Annotated in this window: 14 protein-coding genes and 1 riboswitch; of the genes, 3 read left to right on the top strand and 11 right to left on the bottom strand. The window is 73.0% G+C overall.

The window, feature by feature from the left end; all coding sequences use genetic code 11:
- Window positions 1–121 precede the first annotated feature (121 nt).
- The 11 genes from ABD329_RS43695 to ABD329_RS43645 form a co-directional block, all read right to left on the bottom strand.
- Window positions 122–1,231: a hemolysin family protein gene (locus ABD329_RS43695; RefSeq protein ID WP_198278183.1), complete on the bottom strand. Its 1,110-nt coding sequence runs from the start codon at window positions 1,229–1,231 to the stop codon at window positions 122–124.
- Window positions 1,228–2,598 (bottom strand): hemolysin family protein, encoded by a 1,371-nt coding sequence (locus ABD329_RS43690; RefSeq protein ID WP_309142772.1) that lies wholly within the window; start codon window positions 2,596–2,598, stop codon window positions 1,228–1,230. The genes ABD329_RS43695 and ABD329_RS43690 overlap by 4 nt, the downstream gene beginning before the upstream one ends.
- A 340-nt stretch (window positions 2,599–2,938) precedes the next feature.
- Window positions 2,939–3,394, bottom strand: a complete 456-nt coding sequence (locus ABD329_RS43685; RefSeq protein WP_344317906.1) for a PH domain-containing protein — start codon at window positions 3,392–3,394, stop codon at window positions 2,939–2,941.
- 65 nt (window positions 3,395–3,459) lie between these two features.
- Window positions 3,460–4,308: an ATP phosphoribosyltransferase gene (gene hisG, locus ABD329_RS43680; RefSeq protein WP_137980388.1), complete on the bottom strand. Its 849-nt coding sequence runs from the start codon at window positions 4,306–4,308 to the stop codon at window positions 3,460–3,462.
- Window positions 4,309–4,390: 82 nt separating this feature from the next.
- Window positions 4,391–4,663, bottom strand: coding sequence for a phosphoribosyl-ATP diphosphatase (locus ABD329_RS43675; RefSeq protein WP_037951821.1), 273 nt, complete (start codon window positions 4,661–4,663; stop codon window positions 4,391–4,393).
- 36 nt (window positions 4,664–4,699) lie between these two features.
- The gene (gene ribH, locus ABD329_RS43670; RefSeq protein ID WP_198281777.1) at window positions 4,700–5,185 is read right to left on the bottom strand and encodes a 6,7-dimethyl-8-ribityllumazine synthase; all 486 of its coding nucleotides are present in this window, start codon (window positions 5,183–5,185) and stop codon (window positions 4,700–4,702) included.
- A 49-nt stretch (window positions 5,186–5,234) separates the two neighbouring features.
- Complete coding sequence (locus ABD329_RS43665; protein WP_246619123.1) at window positions 5,235–6,569, bottom strand: bifunctional 3,4-dihydroxy-2-butanone-4-phosphate synthase/GTP cyclohydrolase II; 1,335 nt, start codon at window positions 6,567–6,569, stop codon at window positions 5,235–5,237.
- Window positions 6,566–7,198 (bottom strand): riboflavin synthase, encoded by a 633-nt coding sequence (locus ABD329_RS43660; protein WP_198281776.1) that lies wholly within the window; start codon window positions 7,196–7,198, stop codon window positions 6,566–6,568. Before ABD329_RS43660 ends, ABD329_RS43665 begins: the two co-directional genes overlap by 4 nt.
- A gap of 1 nt (window position 7,199) precedes the next feature.
- A complete protein-coding gene (ribD, locus tag ABD329_RS43655) occupies window positions 7,200–8,327 on the bottom strand; it encodes a bifunctional diaminohydroxyphosphoribosylaminopyrimidine deaminase/5-amino-6-(5-phosphoribosylamino)uracil reductase RibD (RefSeq protein ID WP_344317905.1) in 1,128 nt (375 codons plus the stop codon).
- 155 nt (window positions 8,328–8,482) lie between these two features.
- Window positions 8,483–8,613: riboswitch (FMN riboswitch) on the bottom strand.
- Window positions 8,614–9,311: 698 nt separating this feature from the next.
- A complete protein-coding gene (locus ABD329_RS43650) occupies window positions 9,312–10,625 on the bottom strand; it encodes an alginate lyase family protein (RefSeq protein ID WP_198282356.1) in 1,314 nt (437 codons plus the stop codon).
- Window positions 10,626–10,829: 204 nt separating this feature from the next.
- Window positions 10,830–12,056 (bottom strand): ROK family transcriptional regulator, encoded by a 1,227-nt coding sequence (locus tag ABD329_RS43645; RefSeq protein WP_344317903.1) that lies wholly within the window; start codon window positions 12,054–12,056, stop codon window positions 10,830–10,832.
- Window positions 12,057–12,163: 107 nt separating this feature from the next.
- Between ABD329_RS43645 and ABD329_RS43640 the strand changes: the two genes are divergently transcribed.
- The 3 genes from ABD329_RS43640 (at window position 12,164) to ABD329_RS43630 (ending at window position 15,881) form a co-directional block, all read left to right on the top strand.
- Window positions 12,164–13,396, top strand: coding sequence for an MFS transporter (locus ABD329_RS43640; protein WP_198281368.1), 1,233 nt, complete (start codon window positions 12,164–12,166; stop codon window positions 13,394–13,396).
- Between the two features lie 169 nt (window positions 13,397–13,565).
- Window positions 13,566–14,429 (top strand): isocitrate lyase/PEP mutase family protein, encoded by an 864-nt coding sequence (locus ABD329_RS43635; RefSeq protein ID WP_198281367.1) that lies wholly within the window; start codon window positions 13,566–13,568, stop codon window positions 14,427–14,429.
- 69 nt (window positions 14,430–14,498) lie between these two features.
- Window positions 14,499–15,881, top strand: coding sequence for a uracil-xanthine permease family protein (locus ABD329_RS43630; RefSeq protein ID WP_198281366.1), 1,383 nt, complete (start codon window positions 14,499–14,501; stop codon window positions 15,879–15,881).
- The last annotated feature ends 204 nt before the right edge of the window (window positions 15,882–16,085 follow it).

The following is a 16,085-nucleotide window of genomic DNA, read 5'->3' as shown; positions in this document are numbered from 1 at the left end:
GGCTGATTTCAGCCCCTCCGGCGATTGAGGACCGGGGTCCGGGGCGGAGCCCCGGTTGTGGGAAGGGGCGGGTAGGGGACAGCCCGCCGCAGGCGCAGAGCCGCAGCGCGGAACCCGTCGCTCAGCCCACCATCGCCCGCTCCTCCCCGGAGGGCATGGGCGCCGCCTCGCCCCTCGGCTCGGCCACCCGGTCCCGGGCCCCGCCCCGATGCGCGGGGTCGTGGACCTCGCCCACCAGCTTCTCCAGGACGTCCTCCAGGGCGACCAGCCCCAGCACCGTGCCCGACGCGTCGGCGACGGCCGCCAGATGGGAGGCGGCCCGGCGCATCGCGGTGAGGGCGTCGTCCAGCGGAAGCTCCGCCCGGAGCGTCTCGATCGGATGCCAGACCCGCTGCGGCACGGCCCGCTCCGGGAACTCCAGCTCCAGGACGTCCTTCACATGCAGATAGCCCATGAAGGCGCCGCCGGGGCCGCGCACCGGGAAGCGCGAGTAGCCGGTGCGCACGGTCAGCTCCTCGATCTGCCGGGGGGTGACCGAGGGATCCACGGTGACCAGGCCCGCCGGGTCCAGGAGGACATCGGTGACCGGGCGGCTGCCCAGCTCCAGGGCGTCCGCGAGCCGCTCCTGCTCCCCGGGGTCGAGCAGCCCGGCCTGCCGCGAGTCCTCGACCAGATGGGTCAGCTGCTCGCTGGTGAAGACGGCCTCGACCTCGTCCTTGGGCTCCACCCGGAACAGCCGCAGCACCAGCCGGGCGCACGCCCCCAGCAGCGCGGTGACCGGGCGGCACAGCCGCGCGAAGGTGACCAGCCCGGGGCCCAGCCACAGCGCGGTCTTGTCCGGCGCCGCCATGGCCAGGTTCTTCGGCACCATCTCGCCGATGACCAGATGGAGGAAGACCACCAGGGCGAGCGCGAGGGCGTAGCCGAGCGGATGGATCAGCTGCTCGGGCAGATGGACGGCGTGGAAGACCGGCTCCAGCAGTTCGGCGACGGTCGGCTCGGCGACCGCGCCGAGGGTCAGCGAGCAGACGGTGATGCCGAACTGGGCGGCCGCCATCATCTGCGGCAGGTTCTCCAGGCCCGTGAGCACCGTACGGGCGCGCGCGGAGCCCTCGGCCGCGCGCGGCTCGATCTGGCTGCGGCGCACCGAGACCAGGGCGAACTCGGCGCCCACGAAGAAGCCGTTGGCCAGGACCAGCAGGACGGCGAAGAGAAGCTGTACCAGGCTCATCGTCCGTTCCCCTCCCCGGCCGCGGCATGCGCGGTCATCTGCACAGGCGGCGTACCCGGCTTGGTGCGGACGATGCGCACCAGTTCCGCCCGGTGGTGGCCGACCTGCCGGACGGCCAGCTTCCAGCCGGGCAGCTCGGCGATGTCACCGGGGGCGGGGATCCGCCCCAGCAGATCGGCCACCAGTCCGGCCACGGTCTCGTACGGCCCGTCGGGCGCGTCGAGGCCGATCCGGCGCAGGGTGTCGACGCGGCAGCCGCCGTCGGCGTCCCATACGGTGCGGCCGTCCTCGGTGAGGGTCTGCACCAGGTCGGGGGTCTCCGCGGCCTCGTCGTCGTGCTCGTCGCGCACCTCGCCGACCAGCTCCTCGACGATGTCCTCCAGGGTGACCACACCGGCCGTGCCGCCGTACTCGTCGACGACCACGGCTATCGGCTGTTCGCTGCGCAGCCGCTCCAGCAGCGGCTGGACCGGCAGCGTCTCGGGGACCAGCACCGGGGACTGGGCGATCCGGCTGACGGGTGTGCGCAGCCGGTCGTCGGACGGCACCGCGAGGGCGTCCTTGAGGTGCACCATCCCGATGACCTCGTCCAGCCGGTCGCGGTAGACGGGGAACCGGGACAGCCCGGTGGCCCGGGTGAGGTTGAGCACATCCACGGCGGTCGCCGTGGAGTGCAGCGCGCTGACCCGCACCCGCGGGGTCATCACATGCTGGGCGGTCAGCTCGCCGAGCGAGAGGGTGCGGACGAACAGATCGGCCGTGTCCTGCTCGAGCGCGCCGGCCCGCGCCGAGTGGCGGGCGAGCGAGACCAGCTCACCGGGGGTGCGGGCGGAGGCCAGCTCCTCGGTGGGCTCCACGCCCAGCGCCCGCACCAGCCGGTTGGCCACGGTGTTGAGCAGGGCGATCACGGGCCGGAAGAACCGGGCGAAGGCGTACTGCGGGCCCGCGACGAAGCGGGCGACCTGGAGCGGCCGGGAGACCGCCCAGTTCTTGGGCACCAGCTCGCCGATGACCATCTGGACGGCGGACGCCAGCAGCATGCCGAGCACGATGGCGACACCGGAGACGGCGCCGTGCGGCAGCCCGACCGCCGCCAGCGGCGCGGTCAGCAGATGGCCGAGCGCGGGCTCGGCGAGCATGCCGACGATCAGCGAGGTGATGGTGATGCCGAGCTGGGTGCCGGAGAGCTGGAAGGACAGCTCGCGCAGCGCCTCGACGACGGTACGGGCGCGCTTGTCGCCCTCGTCGGCGGCTCGCTCGGCGTCCGGCCGCTCGACGGTGACCAGGCCGAATTCGGCGGCCACGAAGAAGCCGTTGGCGAGGATCAGGACGAGCGCCGCGGACAGCAGCAGGAGGGACAGGGTGATGCTCATGCCGCCGCCTCGTGGTCGGCGGCGGCGCAGGTACTACAGGACGATCCGTCCATCTGCTGAGGGAGTCACTCCTCGGGTCGCAGGGGAGCCCGCCAGGGGCGCACGCGGGCGTGCGCGCTGGGGAGGCGGGGCGGGGCACCGTTGGGCCCCGGCAACAGGGTAATCAAGGATGGGGCATGACGGGCAGGCCCCTCACGCCGTTGGAGTGCCGATCCGCTCGGCGGCCGGTGCGTGGGGCCCGCCCGGCAGGGGGCGGAAGCGGATGTGAAGGGGCTGCTCAACGCCGCGGAGATCCGTCAGAAGGGCCCCAGGGCGGGCGGCCCCGGCGGGTGGCTCAGTCCGCGGCACGGCCCGTCCCGTGCCGCTCGGCGAGGGCGCGCAGGGCCCGCGCGTCGCTGATGGCGTGCGCCTTGGCGATGCCCGGCTGGATGCCCATCACGGGCAGGCTGGTGCCGTCGGCGAGGTCCAGATAGACCCAGGGGTCGCCCGGGCGCAGATTGACCCGGAGCACCTCCGCCCACTCCAGCCGGCGCTTGGTGGTGAGGTTGACCACCGTCACACCGCCCTCCTCGGCCACCACCTTGGGGCGGCTGAGCAGCATCAGCACCCCGAAGAACAGCAGTCCGGTGAGGATGAAGCTGGCCCGCTCGCCCGGCCCCAGCCGCTCCAGCAGCAGGGCGACGGCCGTGAGGACGACCAGGACGGCGACACCGACGGTCATCAGGACGGCCCGGGTCCTGGTCGGCCGGAAGGTGACGGGCAGGGCGGGGGTGGGCACGGCGGCGGACACGTGGGTCGGCCTCTCGGATGGGAGGGACGGGAGGGAACGGGATGGGGCAGGGGCGGCGCGGGCCGTCAGAGGCGGCAGGCGTGGATGCCGGTGGTGAGGATGGCCCGGGCCCCCAGGTCGTAGAGCTCGTCCATGATCCGCTGGGCGTCCTTGGCGGGGACCATCGAGCGGACCGCGACCCAGCCCTCGTGGTGCAGCGGGGAGACGGTGGGCGACTCCAGGCCCGGGGTGAGCGCCACGGCGCGCTCCACCTGCTCGACCCGGATGTCGTAGTCCATCATCACGTAGCGCCTGGCCACCAGGACGCCCTGCATCCGGCGGAGGAACTGCTGGACCTTGGGGTCGTCGCTGGGGTCTCCGGTGCGGCGGATGACGACCGCCTCGGACTCCAGGATGGGCTCGCCGATGATCTCCAGCCCGGCGTTGCGCAGGGTGGTGCCGGTCTCGACCACATCCGCGATGACCTCGGCGACACCGAGCTGGATGGCGGTCTCGACGGCACCGTCGAGGTGGACCACCGCGGCGTCCACACCGTTGTCGGCGAGGTGCTTGGTGACCAGTCCGGCGAAGGAGGTGGCCACGGTCATCCCGCCGAACTCGCTGACGTCCTTGGCCGTGCCGGGGCGGGTGGCGTAGCGGAAGGTGGACCCGGCGAAGCCGAGCTGCATGATCTCCTCGGCCTGGGAGCCTGAGTCCAGCAGCAGATCGCGGCCCGTGATGCCGATGTCGAGCCGGCCGGAACCCACGTACACGGCGATGTCGCGGGGGCGGAGGAAGAAGAACTCCACCTCGTTCTCCGCGTCGACCAGGACCAGCTCCTTGCGGTCCTTGCGCTGCCGGTAGCCCGCCTCATGGAGCATCGCCGACGCAGGCTCGGACAGTGAACCCTTGTTGGGGACGGCGATGCGCAGCATGAGTGCTCTTTCCTTCGGTGGCTCGGTGGCTCGGCTAGCTCGGCTTGCCCGGTAGCGAGGGTGAAAGTGGTTGACGGGGGTGTCAGAGGTGGGCGTAGACGTCGTCGAGGGTCAGCCCCTTGGCGACCATCATCACCTGAAGGTGGTACAGGAGCTGGGAGATCTCCTCGGCGGTCGCCTCGTCGCTCTCGTACTCGGCGGCCATCCACACCTCGGCGGCCTCCTCCACGACCTTCTTGCCGATGGCGTGCACACCGGAGTGGACCAGCTCGGCGGTGCGGGACGTGGCGGGGTCGGCCGTGGCGGCCTTCTTCTGGAGCTCGGCGAAGAGCTCCTCGAACGTCTTCTTGGGCATCGTGTCCGTCATCCTACTTGGGTCGTGCGACGCCCCTCAGCGCCAGGGTTCGGCGACCGAGCGCAGGGTGGTGGCGGTGGCGACGGCCGCGGTGACCGCCTCGTGGCCCTTGTCCTCGCTGGAGCCCGGGAGACCGGCCCGGTCCAGGGCCTGCTCATCGGTGTCGCAGGTCAGCACGCCGAAGCCGATGGGCACACCGGTGTCCACGCTGACCTGGGTCAGCCCCTGGGTGACGCCCTGGCACACATAGTCGAAATGCGGGGTGCCGCCGCGGATGACGACGCCCAGGGCCACGATCGCGTCATAGCCGCGGCCCGCGAGCACCTTGGCGACCACCGGCAGTTCGAAGCTGCCCGGCACCCGCAGCACGGTGGGCTCGTCGATGCCGAGCTCGCCCAGCGCGCGCAGGGCGCCGTCGAGCAGCCCGTCCATCACCTTCTCGTGCCACTGTGCGGCGATGACGGCGACGCGCAGGTCCCCGCAGTTCTTCACGGACAGTTCGGGGGCGCCCTTACCGCTCACGTCTCTCCTCGGTGTTTCTGTGGTTTCGCGTGGATATGCGTTGGTGTGGCTACTGGTTGCCGCAGGCCGACATGGGCTCGGCGCGGTCGCCCTCCAGCCAGGGCAGGTCGTGCCCCATCCGGTCCCGCTTGGTGCGGAGGTAGCGGAGGTTGTGCTCCCCGGCCTGGACGGGCATCGGCTCCCGGCCGGTGACCCGCAGCCCGTGCCGGACCAGCGCCGTGGTCTTCTCCGGGTTGTTGGTCATCAGCCGCAGCGAGCGCACGCCGAGGTCGGCGAGGATCTCCGCGCCCGCGGCGTAGTCCCGCGCGTCGGCGGGCAGGCCGAGCTCCAGGTTGGCGTCCAGGGTGTCCCGGCCCAGCTCCTGGAGCTCGTACGCGCGCAGCTTGGACAGCAGTCCGATGCCGCGCCCCTCGTGGCCGCGCAGATACAGGACGATGCCCCGGCCCTCGGCGGTGACCCGCTCCAGCGCGGCGTGCAGCTGGGGGCCGCAGTCGCAGCGCAGCGAGTGGAAGACATCGCCGGTGAGGCATTCGGAGTGGACGCGGACCAGCACGTCCTCGCCGTCCCGGAGGTCGCCCTGGACCAGCGCGATGTGCTCGACGCCGTCGGCCGCGCGGTAGCCGTACGCCCGGAAGTCGCCGAAGGCGGTGGGCAGCCGGGTCTCGGCCTCGCGCCGCACCAGCGGCTCGGCGGGCTTGCGGTACGCGATCAGATCGGCGATGGAGACGATCGCCAGGTCGTGCTTGTGGGCGAAGGCCACCAGGTCGGGCAGGCGCAGCATGGCACCGTCCTCCCCCGCGATCTCGCAGATCACGGCCGCCGGGCGGAGTCCGGCCAGCCGGGCGAGGTCGACCCCGGCCTCGGTGTGGCCGTCGCGCTCGAGCACCCCGCCGGGGCGGGCGCGCAGCGGGAAGATATGACCGGGCCGGACCAGGTCGCCGGGGGTGGTGGCCGGGTCGGCCAGCAGCCGCAGGGTGGTGGCCCGGTCGGCGGCGGAGATACCGGTGCTGACGCCGTGTTCGGCGGTGGCGTCGACCGAGACGGTGAAGGCGGTCCGCATGGACTCGGTGTTCTCCTCGACCATCTGCGGAAGCCGCAGCCGGTCGAGTTCGGCGGCCTCCATGGGCGCGCAGATGAGCCCACGGCACTCGTTCATCATGAAGGCGACGATCTCGGGGGTGATCGTCTCGGCGGCGGCGACGAGGTCGCCCTCGTTCTCCCGGTCCTCGTCGTCCACGACGACCACGGGACGGCCCGCGGCGATGTCGGCGATGGCGCGCTCGATGGTGTGCAGCGCCAGTTCGTCGGGCCAGTGCGCGGTTCGCAGGGGGGCGGCCGGGCCGCCGCTCGGACGCGAGTCGGTCACCGCGTATGCCTCACTCATGATGTGGCCTCCTTGTCCTGCGTGCCGTTGTCCCGTCCGAGCAGCCGCTCGACGTATTTGGCGAGTACGTCCACCTCGAGGTTGACCGGGTCACCGGCCTGTTTGACCCCGAGCGTGGTGAGCGCGAGGGTCGTCGGGATGAGGCTGACGGTGAAGTAGTCGGGGCCCGCGTCCACGACGGTGAGGCTGATGCCGTCCACCGTGATGGAGCCCTTCTCGACGACGTAGCGGCTGAGTTCGGCGGGCAGCGAGATCTTCACGATCTCCCAGTGCTCGGAGAGCTCGCGGTCCACGATGGCGCCGGTGCCGTCCACGTGGCCCTGCACGATGTGGCCGCCGAGCCGCCCGCCCAGCGCCATCGGGCGCTCCAGGTTCACCCGGGAGCCGATGTCGAGCGCGCCGAGACCGGAGCGGTTCAGGGTCTCGGCCATCACGTCGGCGCTGAACCGGGTGCCCTCCGCGTCCTCGACGATGTCGACGACGGTGAGACAGACGCCGTTGACGGCGATGGAGTCGCCGTGCTTCGCCCCTTCGGTGACGACGGGTCCGCGTACCTGGAAGCGGGACGCGTCACCGAGGTGCTCGATGGCGACGATCTCACCCAGTTCTTCGACAATTCCGGTGAACACTTCAGTTCTCCTCGGCGAGGGGGGCGGGGGTGGAGGCGGGGGGAACGGCGATGGGGGCGGCGGTGACGCGCAGATCGGGACCGAGCCGGGTCACATCGGCCGTCTCCAGGCGCAACGCCTGCGCGATGGTGGTGATTCCGGCGTCGGCGAGGGCGGCGGGGCCCGCGCCGAGCAGGACGGGGGCGAGATAGCCGACGACCTTGTCGACGGCGCCCGCGGCGAGGAACGCCCCGGCGAGGGTGGGCCCGCCCTCCAGCAGGACGGAGCGCACCCCGCGGCCGTGCAGCTCGGCCAGGAGCGCGGGGATCCGGAGGCCGGTTTCCGCGCGCGGCAGCCTTACGGTCTCCACGCCCGGCCGCCGCGGCAGATGCGCGATGCCCGCGTCCTCGGCGACGGCGATCAGCGTGGGAGCGGCGTCGTCCAGCACCCGGGCGCCGGGCTTGATGGTGGCGCCCGTGTCCACGACGACCCGCAGCGGCTGGGTGGCGCCCTCCCGGTCCCGTACGGCCAGGTGGGGATCGTCGGCGCGCAGGGTGCCGGAGCCGACGACGACGGCGTCGGCCTCCGCGCGCAGCCGGTGCACATCGGCGCGGGACTCGGCGGAGGTGATCCAGCGGCTGGTGCCGTCGGCGGCGGCGCTGCGGCCGTCCAGGGTCGCGGCGAACTTCCACAGCACGAAGGGGCGGCCGCGGCGCATCGCGGTCAGCCAGGGCTCGTTGACCGCCTCGGCCTCGTCGGCCAGCAGCCCGGCGTCGACCTCGACCCCGGCGGCGGCCAGGGTCGAGGCGCCGCCCTTGGCCTGGGCGGTGGGGTCGGCGACGGCGTAGTGGACGCGGGCGATCCCGGCGGCGATCAGGGCCTGTGAGCAGGGGCCGGTGCGGCCGGTGTGGTCGCAGGGTTCGAGGGTGACGACGGCGGTGCCGCCGCGCGCCCGCTCCCCCGCCGCGCGCAGCGCGTGGACCTCGGCGTGCGGACCGCCGGCCCGCTGGTGCCAGCCCTCGCCGACGACGCGGCCACCGGCGTCGAGGACGACGCAGCCGACGACGGGGTTGGGGCTGGTGTGGCCGAGACCGCGGGCGGCGAGCGCGACGGCATGGCGCATCGCTTGGGCTTCGGCTGCGGTGGCCACCGGGTCCTCCTGCCTCTTCGGGCACGGACTCCGGGGCTGTCGAGATGACACGGGAGCGGAAACGCCGCCGCCAGCGCGCCGGGACGGCAAAGGGTCCGCGTCCCGCGTATGCGAGGGCGAACCGCCGAGGCGGCGCACCGGTGATGTCGCTACCGCCGCGCACTGCCTCCCATCCGGACTTTCACCGTCGGTCCAGGAATTTCACCTGGTCAACCGGCCGCTGGCGGCGGACGGGTCGCGGACTGTAACCGCCGGTTCGGATTTTCACCGACCCCGGAGTGCGCTGACGTCACTGGTACGGGCCCAGTGTGCCATGGCCATCGGCCCAGCTGGGAGGCGACCCTCGTGTGGCTTCCCTCACCCACCTGGCCCCGGAGGGGACCCTCGCCCCGGCCCGGAGCGGTTGCCCCACCCGAACCCGGGGCCGAGGCGTCGCCTCTCCCCACCCCGCCCCTTCCCGAACCGGGGGCAAGCCCCCGAGCCCCCGTCCGGGGGGGGCGGGCTTGACACCGTGGAGCTCCGCCAAGGCATCGGCGCCCCGCAAGAGACAGGTAGGGGCGGGCACCCCTTCGCGGGCCGGGCCCCGCCCCGGGGACAGCCTTCACACCGTGGGGCTTAGTCGAGACCCCGGCGCCCGCAGGTGGCGGCCGCCCTCGGCCCTCTGCCACCCGCAAGGCACCCCGACCCAGGGCCGGATGTCCCGATGCGTGGACCGTTCCCGGGCGGGGCCGGGGGGTTGCCCCCGGCCCCTACCGCACGCAGGGCACCCGGGCCCCGGCGGGCGGGTATCGCGGCGCGGAGGCCGATTCCGAACCGGGGGGGGCGGGGGCTTGCCCCCGGTTCGGGAAGGGGCGGGGCGGGGAGAAGAACCGCTCCCGCCACCAGCAGCCCGGACACCACCACGACCACCGACCACGAACCCGCCCCCCGGCGGCCGGGGGGGGGGGGGGGGGCCCCGGCCGCCGGGGCGCGGGAAGCGGGCCGTCAGCCCTGGGCGATGCTGTCCAGTTGTTCCACCGCCGGCCGCAGGGCCCACAGGTCGCCGCCGGGCGGGGTCTGGAGCTTGGGCAGGGCCGCACGGGCCTTGCGGTCACCCGCGTCGGCCGCCGCATGGACGATGTCGCTCGCCGCGTAGGCGCGGAAGTCGAGCTCCGGGTACGGCCAGGACGCGGCGCCCGTGGCCGCCGGGAGCAGGACGTCCACCGCCTTGAAGAGGTTCCCGCCGCCGGGCCCGGTGTAGTGCCACAGGTCCACCCCGACCTGCTTCCCGATGGCGGCCATCCGGGTGTACGCGACCAGGTTGAAGGTCGAGTAGTGGAAGCTCCGGGTGCGCTCCAGCTCCTGCGGCTGCGTGCCGTCGGCCGCGATCTGCGTGTCGATGCGCTTGGTGCGGGCGTCTCGGAGCACCTGGCGGGCGCGGTCCCGGTCGCCCACGGCGGTGGCGATGGCGGCGACCTGCATGTCGTAGAAGGTGCCGTGGTTGTTCTCGGCGGCACCCTCCTCCTTGCCGAAGTCGCTGTTCACCAGCCAGTCCAGGAACTGCTTGTTCCAGGTGCGGAAGCCCGCGTGGTCGCTGTCCGACCAGCCGGGGGCGCCGGTGTCCAGGAGCGCGGCGGCGTCGAGGAGGCTGGTGAAGGCCTGGGAGAAGTCGATGATCCCGATCGAGCGGCCGTCGTACTTGCAGGGGATGAACTGCGCGTGGTTCAGGTTCGGGTTCATCCGGGTCGCCGGGGTGACGAACCAGGTGCGCAGGATGTCCGCGGCGTGTTCGGCGTAGGCCCGCTTACCGGTGTAGTACCAGGCAAGCGAGAGCTCGTAGGCGGACTCGAAGACCTTCCCCACCTCGGGGCGGTCCGTCATCTTGTCCACGTCGGGGTTCCGCTGGCCATCCTTCTGAACGTAGGGGCAGCCGTACGGATTGTCCTCGGTCTTGGGCTGGCTGGGCCACCAGTAGGGGGCCTGGCTGAAGTAGTCGTGCTTGTCGCCGCTGGGGGGCAGCTGGTCCTTGTCGGTGACCGTCCAGGGGCCCTGCTTCATCCACTGGTCGGCCTGGGTGGTCAGATCGCGTACGGTCCGCCGCAGATTCCGGTCTCCGAGCTGGAGTTTCAGCTTGGTGAGGGACAGTCGGGGCCCATCGAGCACCACCGTACGGGGCACCGGGCCGGAATGCCGGACGCGCTCGGCGCCCTGCGCGGAGGGGGCGGCGGGGATCGCCAGGACGGCCAGGAGGGCGGAGGCGGCGACGATGGTCCGGGCGATCCGCCCGCGTCGCCCGCGTCCCGCTGGAGGTGCACCCATCGAGCACTCCAATCAGATATCTGAACGCTATTCAGAATTGAGATCGGGCTCAGAGTAAGACGGCTCCATGGGCACGACAAGAGATCGCACAGGAATACCCCCCCAGGGGCGCGGCGCCCCACCCCGCGGATGCGGCGCGCCACCCCACGGATTCGGCGCACCGAATCGCTACGGGGCGCCGAACCGCTACGGCGCACCGAACCGCTACGGGGCGCCGAACAGTTCGTCCTGCGTCGCGTCCAACGCCGTCAACACGGCGCCCCGCAACACCCCGCCGCCGCCCACCACCCCCGCGCGCACCCGCGTCCGCAGCGGCGACAGCCGGCCCACATGCTCCTCCACCCGACGGGCGAGCCCCACGCCCCCGGCCCGGCCGACCTCGCCGCCGAGCACCGCGCACCCCGGGTCGAGCACCGCGCAGATCGCGGCGACGCCCAGCGCGATACGGGCCGCCAGCGCGTCCAGGAACGTCTCGCCCCGCCCCTCCGCCTCCAGGGCCGCCCGGATCACCGCCTCCGCCGCGCCGGAACCCTCCGTTCCGTCCCCATGGGAGCCGCCCGCCACGGCCTCCAGGCCGTGCCGCTGGGCGAGTTCACAGACCGCCGCGCTGCCCACCAGGGAGTGGAACCCGCCGTCGCAGCCGGTGGCGGAGGGCAGCCCCGCGGTGCCCGGCACCGGCAGAAAGCCGATCTCCCCGGTGCCGCCGGACGCACCGCGCCGCAGCACCCGGTCGAGCACCACGGCCGCGCCGATGCCGTGGCCGAGCCACAGCAGTACGAAGGTGTCGCGGTCGCGCACCGCGCCCAGCCGCTGTTCGGCGACGGCCGCGAGATTGACCTCGTTCTCCAGCAGCACCGGTGCCGCGAGGCCGCCGTGCAGCGCGGTGGCCAGCTCACGGTGCCAGGAGGGCAGCCCGCCGGGCGAGTTGAGCTCCCCGGTGGCGGGGTCGATGAGTCCGGGCACCCCGATCCCGATGTGGTGCAGCCGCGCCGCCCCGGCCCGCTCGGCGGCCCGCTCCACCAGGGCCACCACGGCCGCCACGGTGTGCGCCGGAACCACGTCCGGGGCCACCGGAAGCGACTCCTCGGCCACGGTCCGGCCCAGCAGATCGGCCACGCACACGGCGACGCGGTCCGTACGGACGTCGACCCCGGCCACATGCGCGCTGTCGGCGACGATCCCGTACACCCGGGCGTTGGGCCCCCGGCGCTCCGCCCCCGACTCCCCCACGACCGCCACCAGACCGGTCTGCCGCAGCCGCTCGACCAGGTCCGCGATGGTGGGACGGGACAGCCCGGTCAGCGACTTGAGCTCCCCCGCGGTCAACGGCCCCTTGTCCTTGAGCAGATGGAGGGCGAGGCGGTCATTGATGGCCCGCGCCGTACTCGGAGAGGCGGTGCGGCCCGCCACGGACACGCTCGTCGAGGTCATGCCGGGATCCTTCCAGAAGGCCACACGAAAAGCTCTATCTATCAGGGAACCTTCCTGATAGTTTCCGCACGGACACGGGTCGGCACTACGGGGAGGGTGCGACAAGTATGGGCAGGCTCAAGGAGTCCGGGGCGTCCGAGATGCGCCCGGTACGGCGGGCACGGATCGCCGTGGCGACGGTCTTCGCCGTGCACGGCGCGGTGACCGGCAACTTCGCCACCCGTATCCCCTGGATCCAGGAGCGGCTGGACCTGAGCGCCGGTCAGCTCGGCCTCGCGCTCGCCTTCCCCGCCATCGGGGCCTCGATCGCGATGCCGCTGGCCGGGCGGATCAGCCATCGCTTCGGCGCCCGCACGGCGCTGCGCGGACTGCTCGCCCTGTGGACCGTCTGGCTGGTGATGCCCCCGCTCGCGCCCGGGCTGGTCTGGCTGTGCGGTGCGCTGCTCATCTTCGGCGCGACCGCCGGAATGGCCGACGTCGCGATGAACGCCCTCGGCGTGGAGATCGAGAACCGCCTCGGCCGCTCGATCATGTCCGGGCTGCACGGCATGTGGAGCGTCGGCGCGCTCACCGGCTCGGCGGCGGGCACGGTCGCCGCACACGCCGAGGCCGACGCCCGGCTCCACCTCGCCATCGCCGCCGGGGTCCTCACGGTGCTCGGCGCGCTGGCCTGCCACTGGGTCCTGGACCTGCGCAGCACCCCCGAGGAGCATCCGCCGCCCCGCTTCTCCCTGCCGCCCCGCTCCGCGCTGATCATCGGCGCGGTGGGTTTCTGCGCGGTCTTCGCGGAGGGGGCCAGCCTGGACTGGTCGGCGGTCTATCTGCGCGACGTCCTGGACACCTCCCCCGGCGTCGCCGCCGCCTGCACCACCGCCTTCTCCTGCACGATGGCCGGTGCCCGGCTCGTCGGGGACGCGGTGGTGGGCCGCTTCGGGCCGGTGCGGACCGTGCGGACGGGCGGCGTCCTCGCCACCGCCGGGGGCCTCCTCGTGGTCACCGCCTCCGGGCCCGCCCTCGCCATCGCCGGTTTCGGCCTGATCGGCCTGGGCATCGCGGTCGTGGTGCCGCTGGCCTTCGCCGCCGCCGGGCGCAGCGGCCCGGCCCCGAGCCAGGCCATCGCGGGCGTCGCCACGATCACCTACACCTCGGGGCTGATCGCTCCGGCGGCGATGGGCTCGATCGCGGATCTGACCTCGCTGACGATCTCGTTCTGCCTGGTCACCACGTTGGCGCTGGGGCTGGTGGCGGGGGCCGGGGTGCTGCGGACCCCGGCCGGGACGGACGCCACGGGTTCCGCCCCGCACCCCGACCCGTCGACGTCCCGGGCCACGCTCTCCTGACGGTGAGGCGAGCCCGGGGCATCCGGGCCACACTCTCCTGACGGGGGCGAGCCCGGGGCGTCCCGGGCCACGCTCTCCTGACCGGGAGGCGAGCCCGGGGCGGTGCGCCGTCTCCGGCGCCGCCATTGTTCGGCGAGCGCCGAAGGGATCCGGCCGTACGGTCGGTCATATGACCGATACGAGCGACGGCCCGGTCCCCGACCGCCACACCGCCTTCCGCCGACTCCACCACGGCGACCGGCCCCTGCTGCTGCCCAACGCGTGGGACCACGCCTCAGCCGCCGCCCTCGTCCGGCGCGGCTTCCCCGCGATCGGCACCACCAGCCTCGGCGTGGCCGCGGCTGCCGGGCTGCCGGACGCGACCGGCGCCGCCCGCGACGGGACCCTCGCCCTCGCCCGGGGCATCGCCCGTCTCCCCGCGCTGGTCACCGTCGACATCGAGGGCGGGTTCGGCGAGCGGCCCGAGGAGGTCGCGGCGGTCGCGGCCGAGCTGGACCGGGCCGGGGTGGTCGGCGTGAACATCGAGGACGGACGCCCCGACGGCACCCTCGCGCCGCTGGCCCGGCAGTGCGCGGTGATCGAGGCCGTCAAGGAGCGGGTGCCGGGGCTGTTCGTGAACGCCCGGACCGACACCCACTGGCTCGCCGCGATCGGTGGCGGCACCCCGCCCTCGCTGGCCACGACCGCCGAGCGCGTCGAGGCGTATGTGCGGGCGGGCGCGGACGGGATCTTCGTGCCCGCGCTCGTCGATGAGCAGACCATCGGCGCACTGGCCGGTGACCTCGACGAGACCCCGTTGAACATCCTCTTCACGCCCGGCCGCCACACCTATGAGCGGCTGGCGGAGCTCGGGGTGCGGCGGATCAGCTGCGGTTCGCTGCTCTTCCGGGCCGCCCTGGACCACGCCGTCGAGCTGGCCTGGTCGATCGCCCACCCGGGCGTCCCCGCCCGTGCCGATCAAGCTGCCGACCTGCCCGGCTACACCGAGGCGCGGTCACTGGCCGATGACTTCACCGGAGCCGATCCCACATAGCCGCAGGAGGCATATTTTCGGCCAACTAACATTGCTGCGATTCCCCCGTAGCGATGAAGTGGAGCAGTCATGGGCCTCGGCGTGGGCTGGACCCTGCACGGCGATGGGCGCACCCCCGCCCCCGGCGCCGTCGTCAAGCCGGATGAGCGGCTGTCGTGGCCGAGGACGGTGGGGCTCGGCGCGCAGCACGTCGTGGCCATGTTCGGGGCCAGCTTCGTCGCCCCGGTGCTGATGGGGCTCGACCCCAACCTCGCGATCATGATGTCCGGGGTCGCGACCGTCCTCTTCCTGCTCGCGACCCGCGGCCGGATCCCCAGCTATCTGGGGTGCAGCCTGTCCTTCGTCGGCGTGGCCGCCGCGATCAGGGCGCAGGGCGGCGGCAGCGCCGCCGTCACCGGGGCGATCCTGGTGGTCGGCGGTGTGCTGCTGCTGAGCGGTCTGGCGGTACGGACGTTCGGCGCCCGGATCATCCACGCGGCGATGCCGCCGGTGGTGACCGGTGCGGTGGTCATGCTGATCGGGTTCAACCTCGCCCCGGTGACCGCCGGTACGTACTGGCCCGCCGATCAGTGGACCGCGCTGCTGACCATGCTGCTCACCGGGGCGGCGGTGGTCTGTCTGCGGGGCTTCTGGTCCCGTGTCGCGATCTTCCTGGGGCTGGTCTTCGGCTACGCGGTCTCCTGGGTCTTCGACCGCCTCTTCGGCAAGATCCACTCCATTGACGGCAGCGGACGGGTCACCGACCACTGGCGGCTGGATCTCTCCGGTGTGGCCAAGGCGGACTGGATCGGTCTGCCGTCCCTGCACGGGCCCACCTTCCACTGGTCGGCGGTGCTGGTGGCGCTGCCGGTGGTGATCGCGCTGATCGCCGAGAACGCCGGGCATGTGAAGGCGGTCGGCGAGATGATCGGCGATCCGCTCGACGACCAGCTGGGCACGGCGATCGCCGCGGACGGCGCGGCGACCATGATCTCCACCTCGGTCGGTGGCCCGGCCAATACGACGTACTCCGAGAACATCGGGGTCATGGCGGCCACCCGGGTGTACTCCACCGCCGCGTACTGGGCCGCCGCGGGCTTCGCGCTGCTCTTCGGGCTGTGCCCGAAGTTCGGCGCGGTGGTGGCGGCGGTGCCGGGCGGGGTGCTGGGCGGGATCACCGTCATCCTCTACGGCATGATCGGGCTGCTCGGTGCGCAGATCTGGGTGCACAACAAGGTGGACCTGCGCAATCCGGTCAATCTGGTGCCGGTCGCGGCGGGCGTCATCATCGGCGTCGGCGGCGTCAGCCTGAAGATCGGCGACAACTTCGAGCTGGGCGGGATCGCGCTCGGCACGATCGTGGTGCTGCTCGGCTACCACGTGCTGCGCGCGCTGGCCCCGGCACATCTGAAGCGGCAGGAGCCCCTGCTGGACGCGGGCACCAGCGAATACGACGACGAACGGTCGGCGTAGGCCCCCCGGGGGGTGTCCGACGGTATGCGTACGCCTGCGGCGGGCTGCTCCCCTCCCCGCCCCTTCCCACAACTGGGGCTCCGCCCCAGACCCCGCTCCTCAAGCTCCCCCAGCTACCGCTGGGAGGTGCCCCCTGGAGGGGCTGGACAGTGCGGCTCCACCCCAGACCCCGCTCCTCAAACGCCGGAGGGGCTGGACGGTGCG

The organism is Streptomyces javensis (genome assembly GCF_039525925.1).
In the GTDB taxonomy this organism is placed as follows: domain Bacteria; phylum Actinomycetota; class Actinomycetes; order Streptomycetales; family Streptomycetaceae; genus Streptomyces; species Streptomyces asiaticus.
Note: the sequence above shows the minus strand (reverse complement) of the source record. Positions and strands in the feature narration are given on the sequence as shown.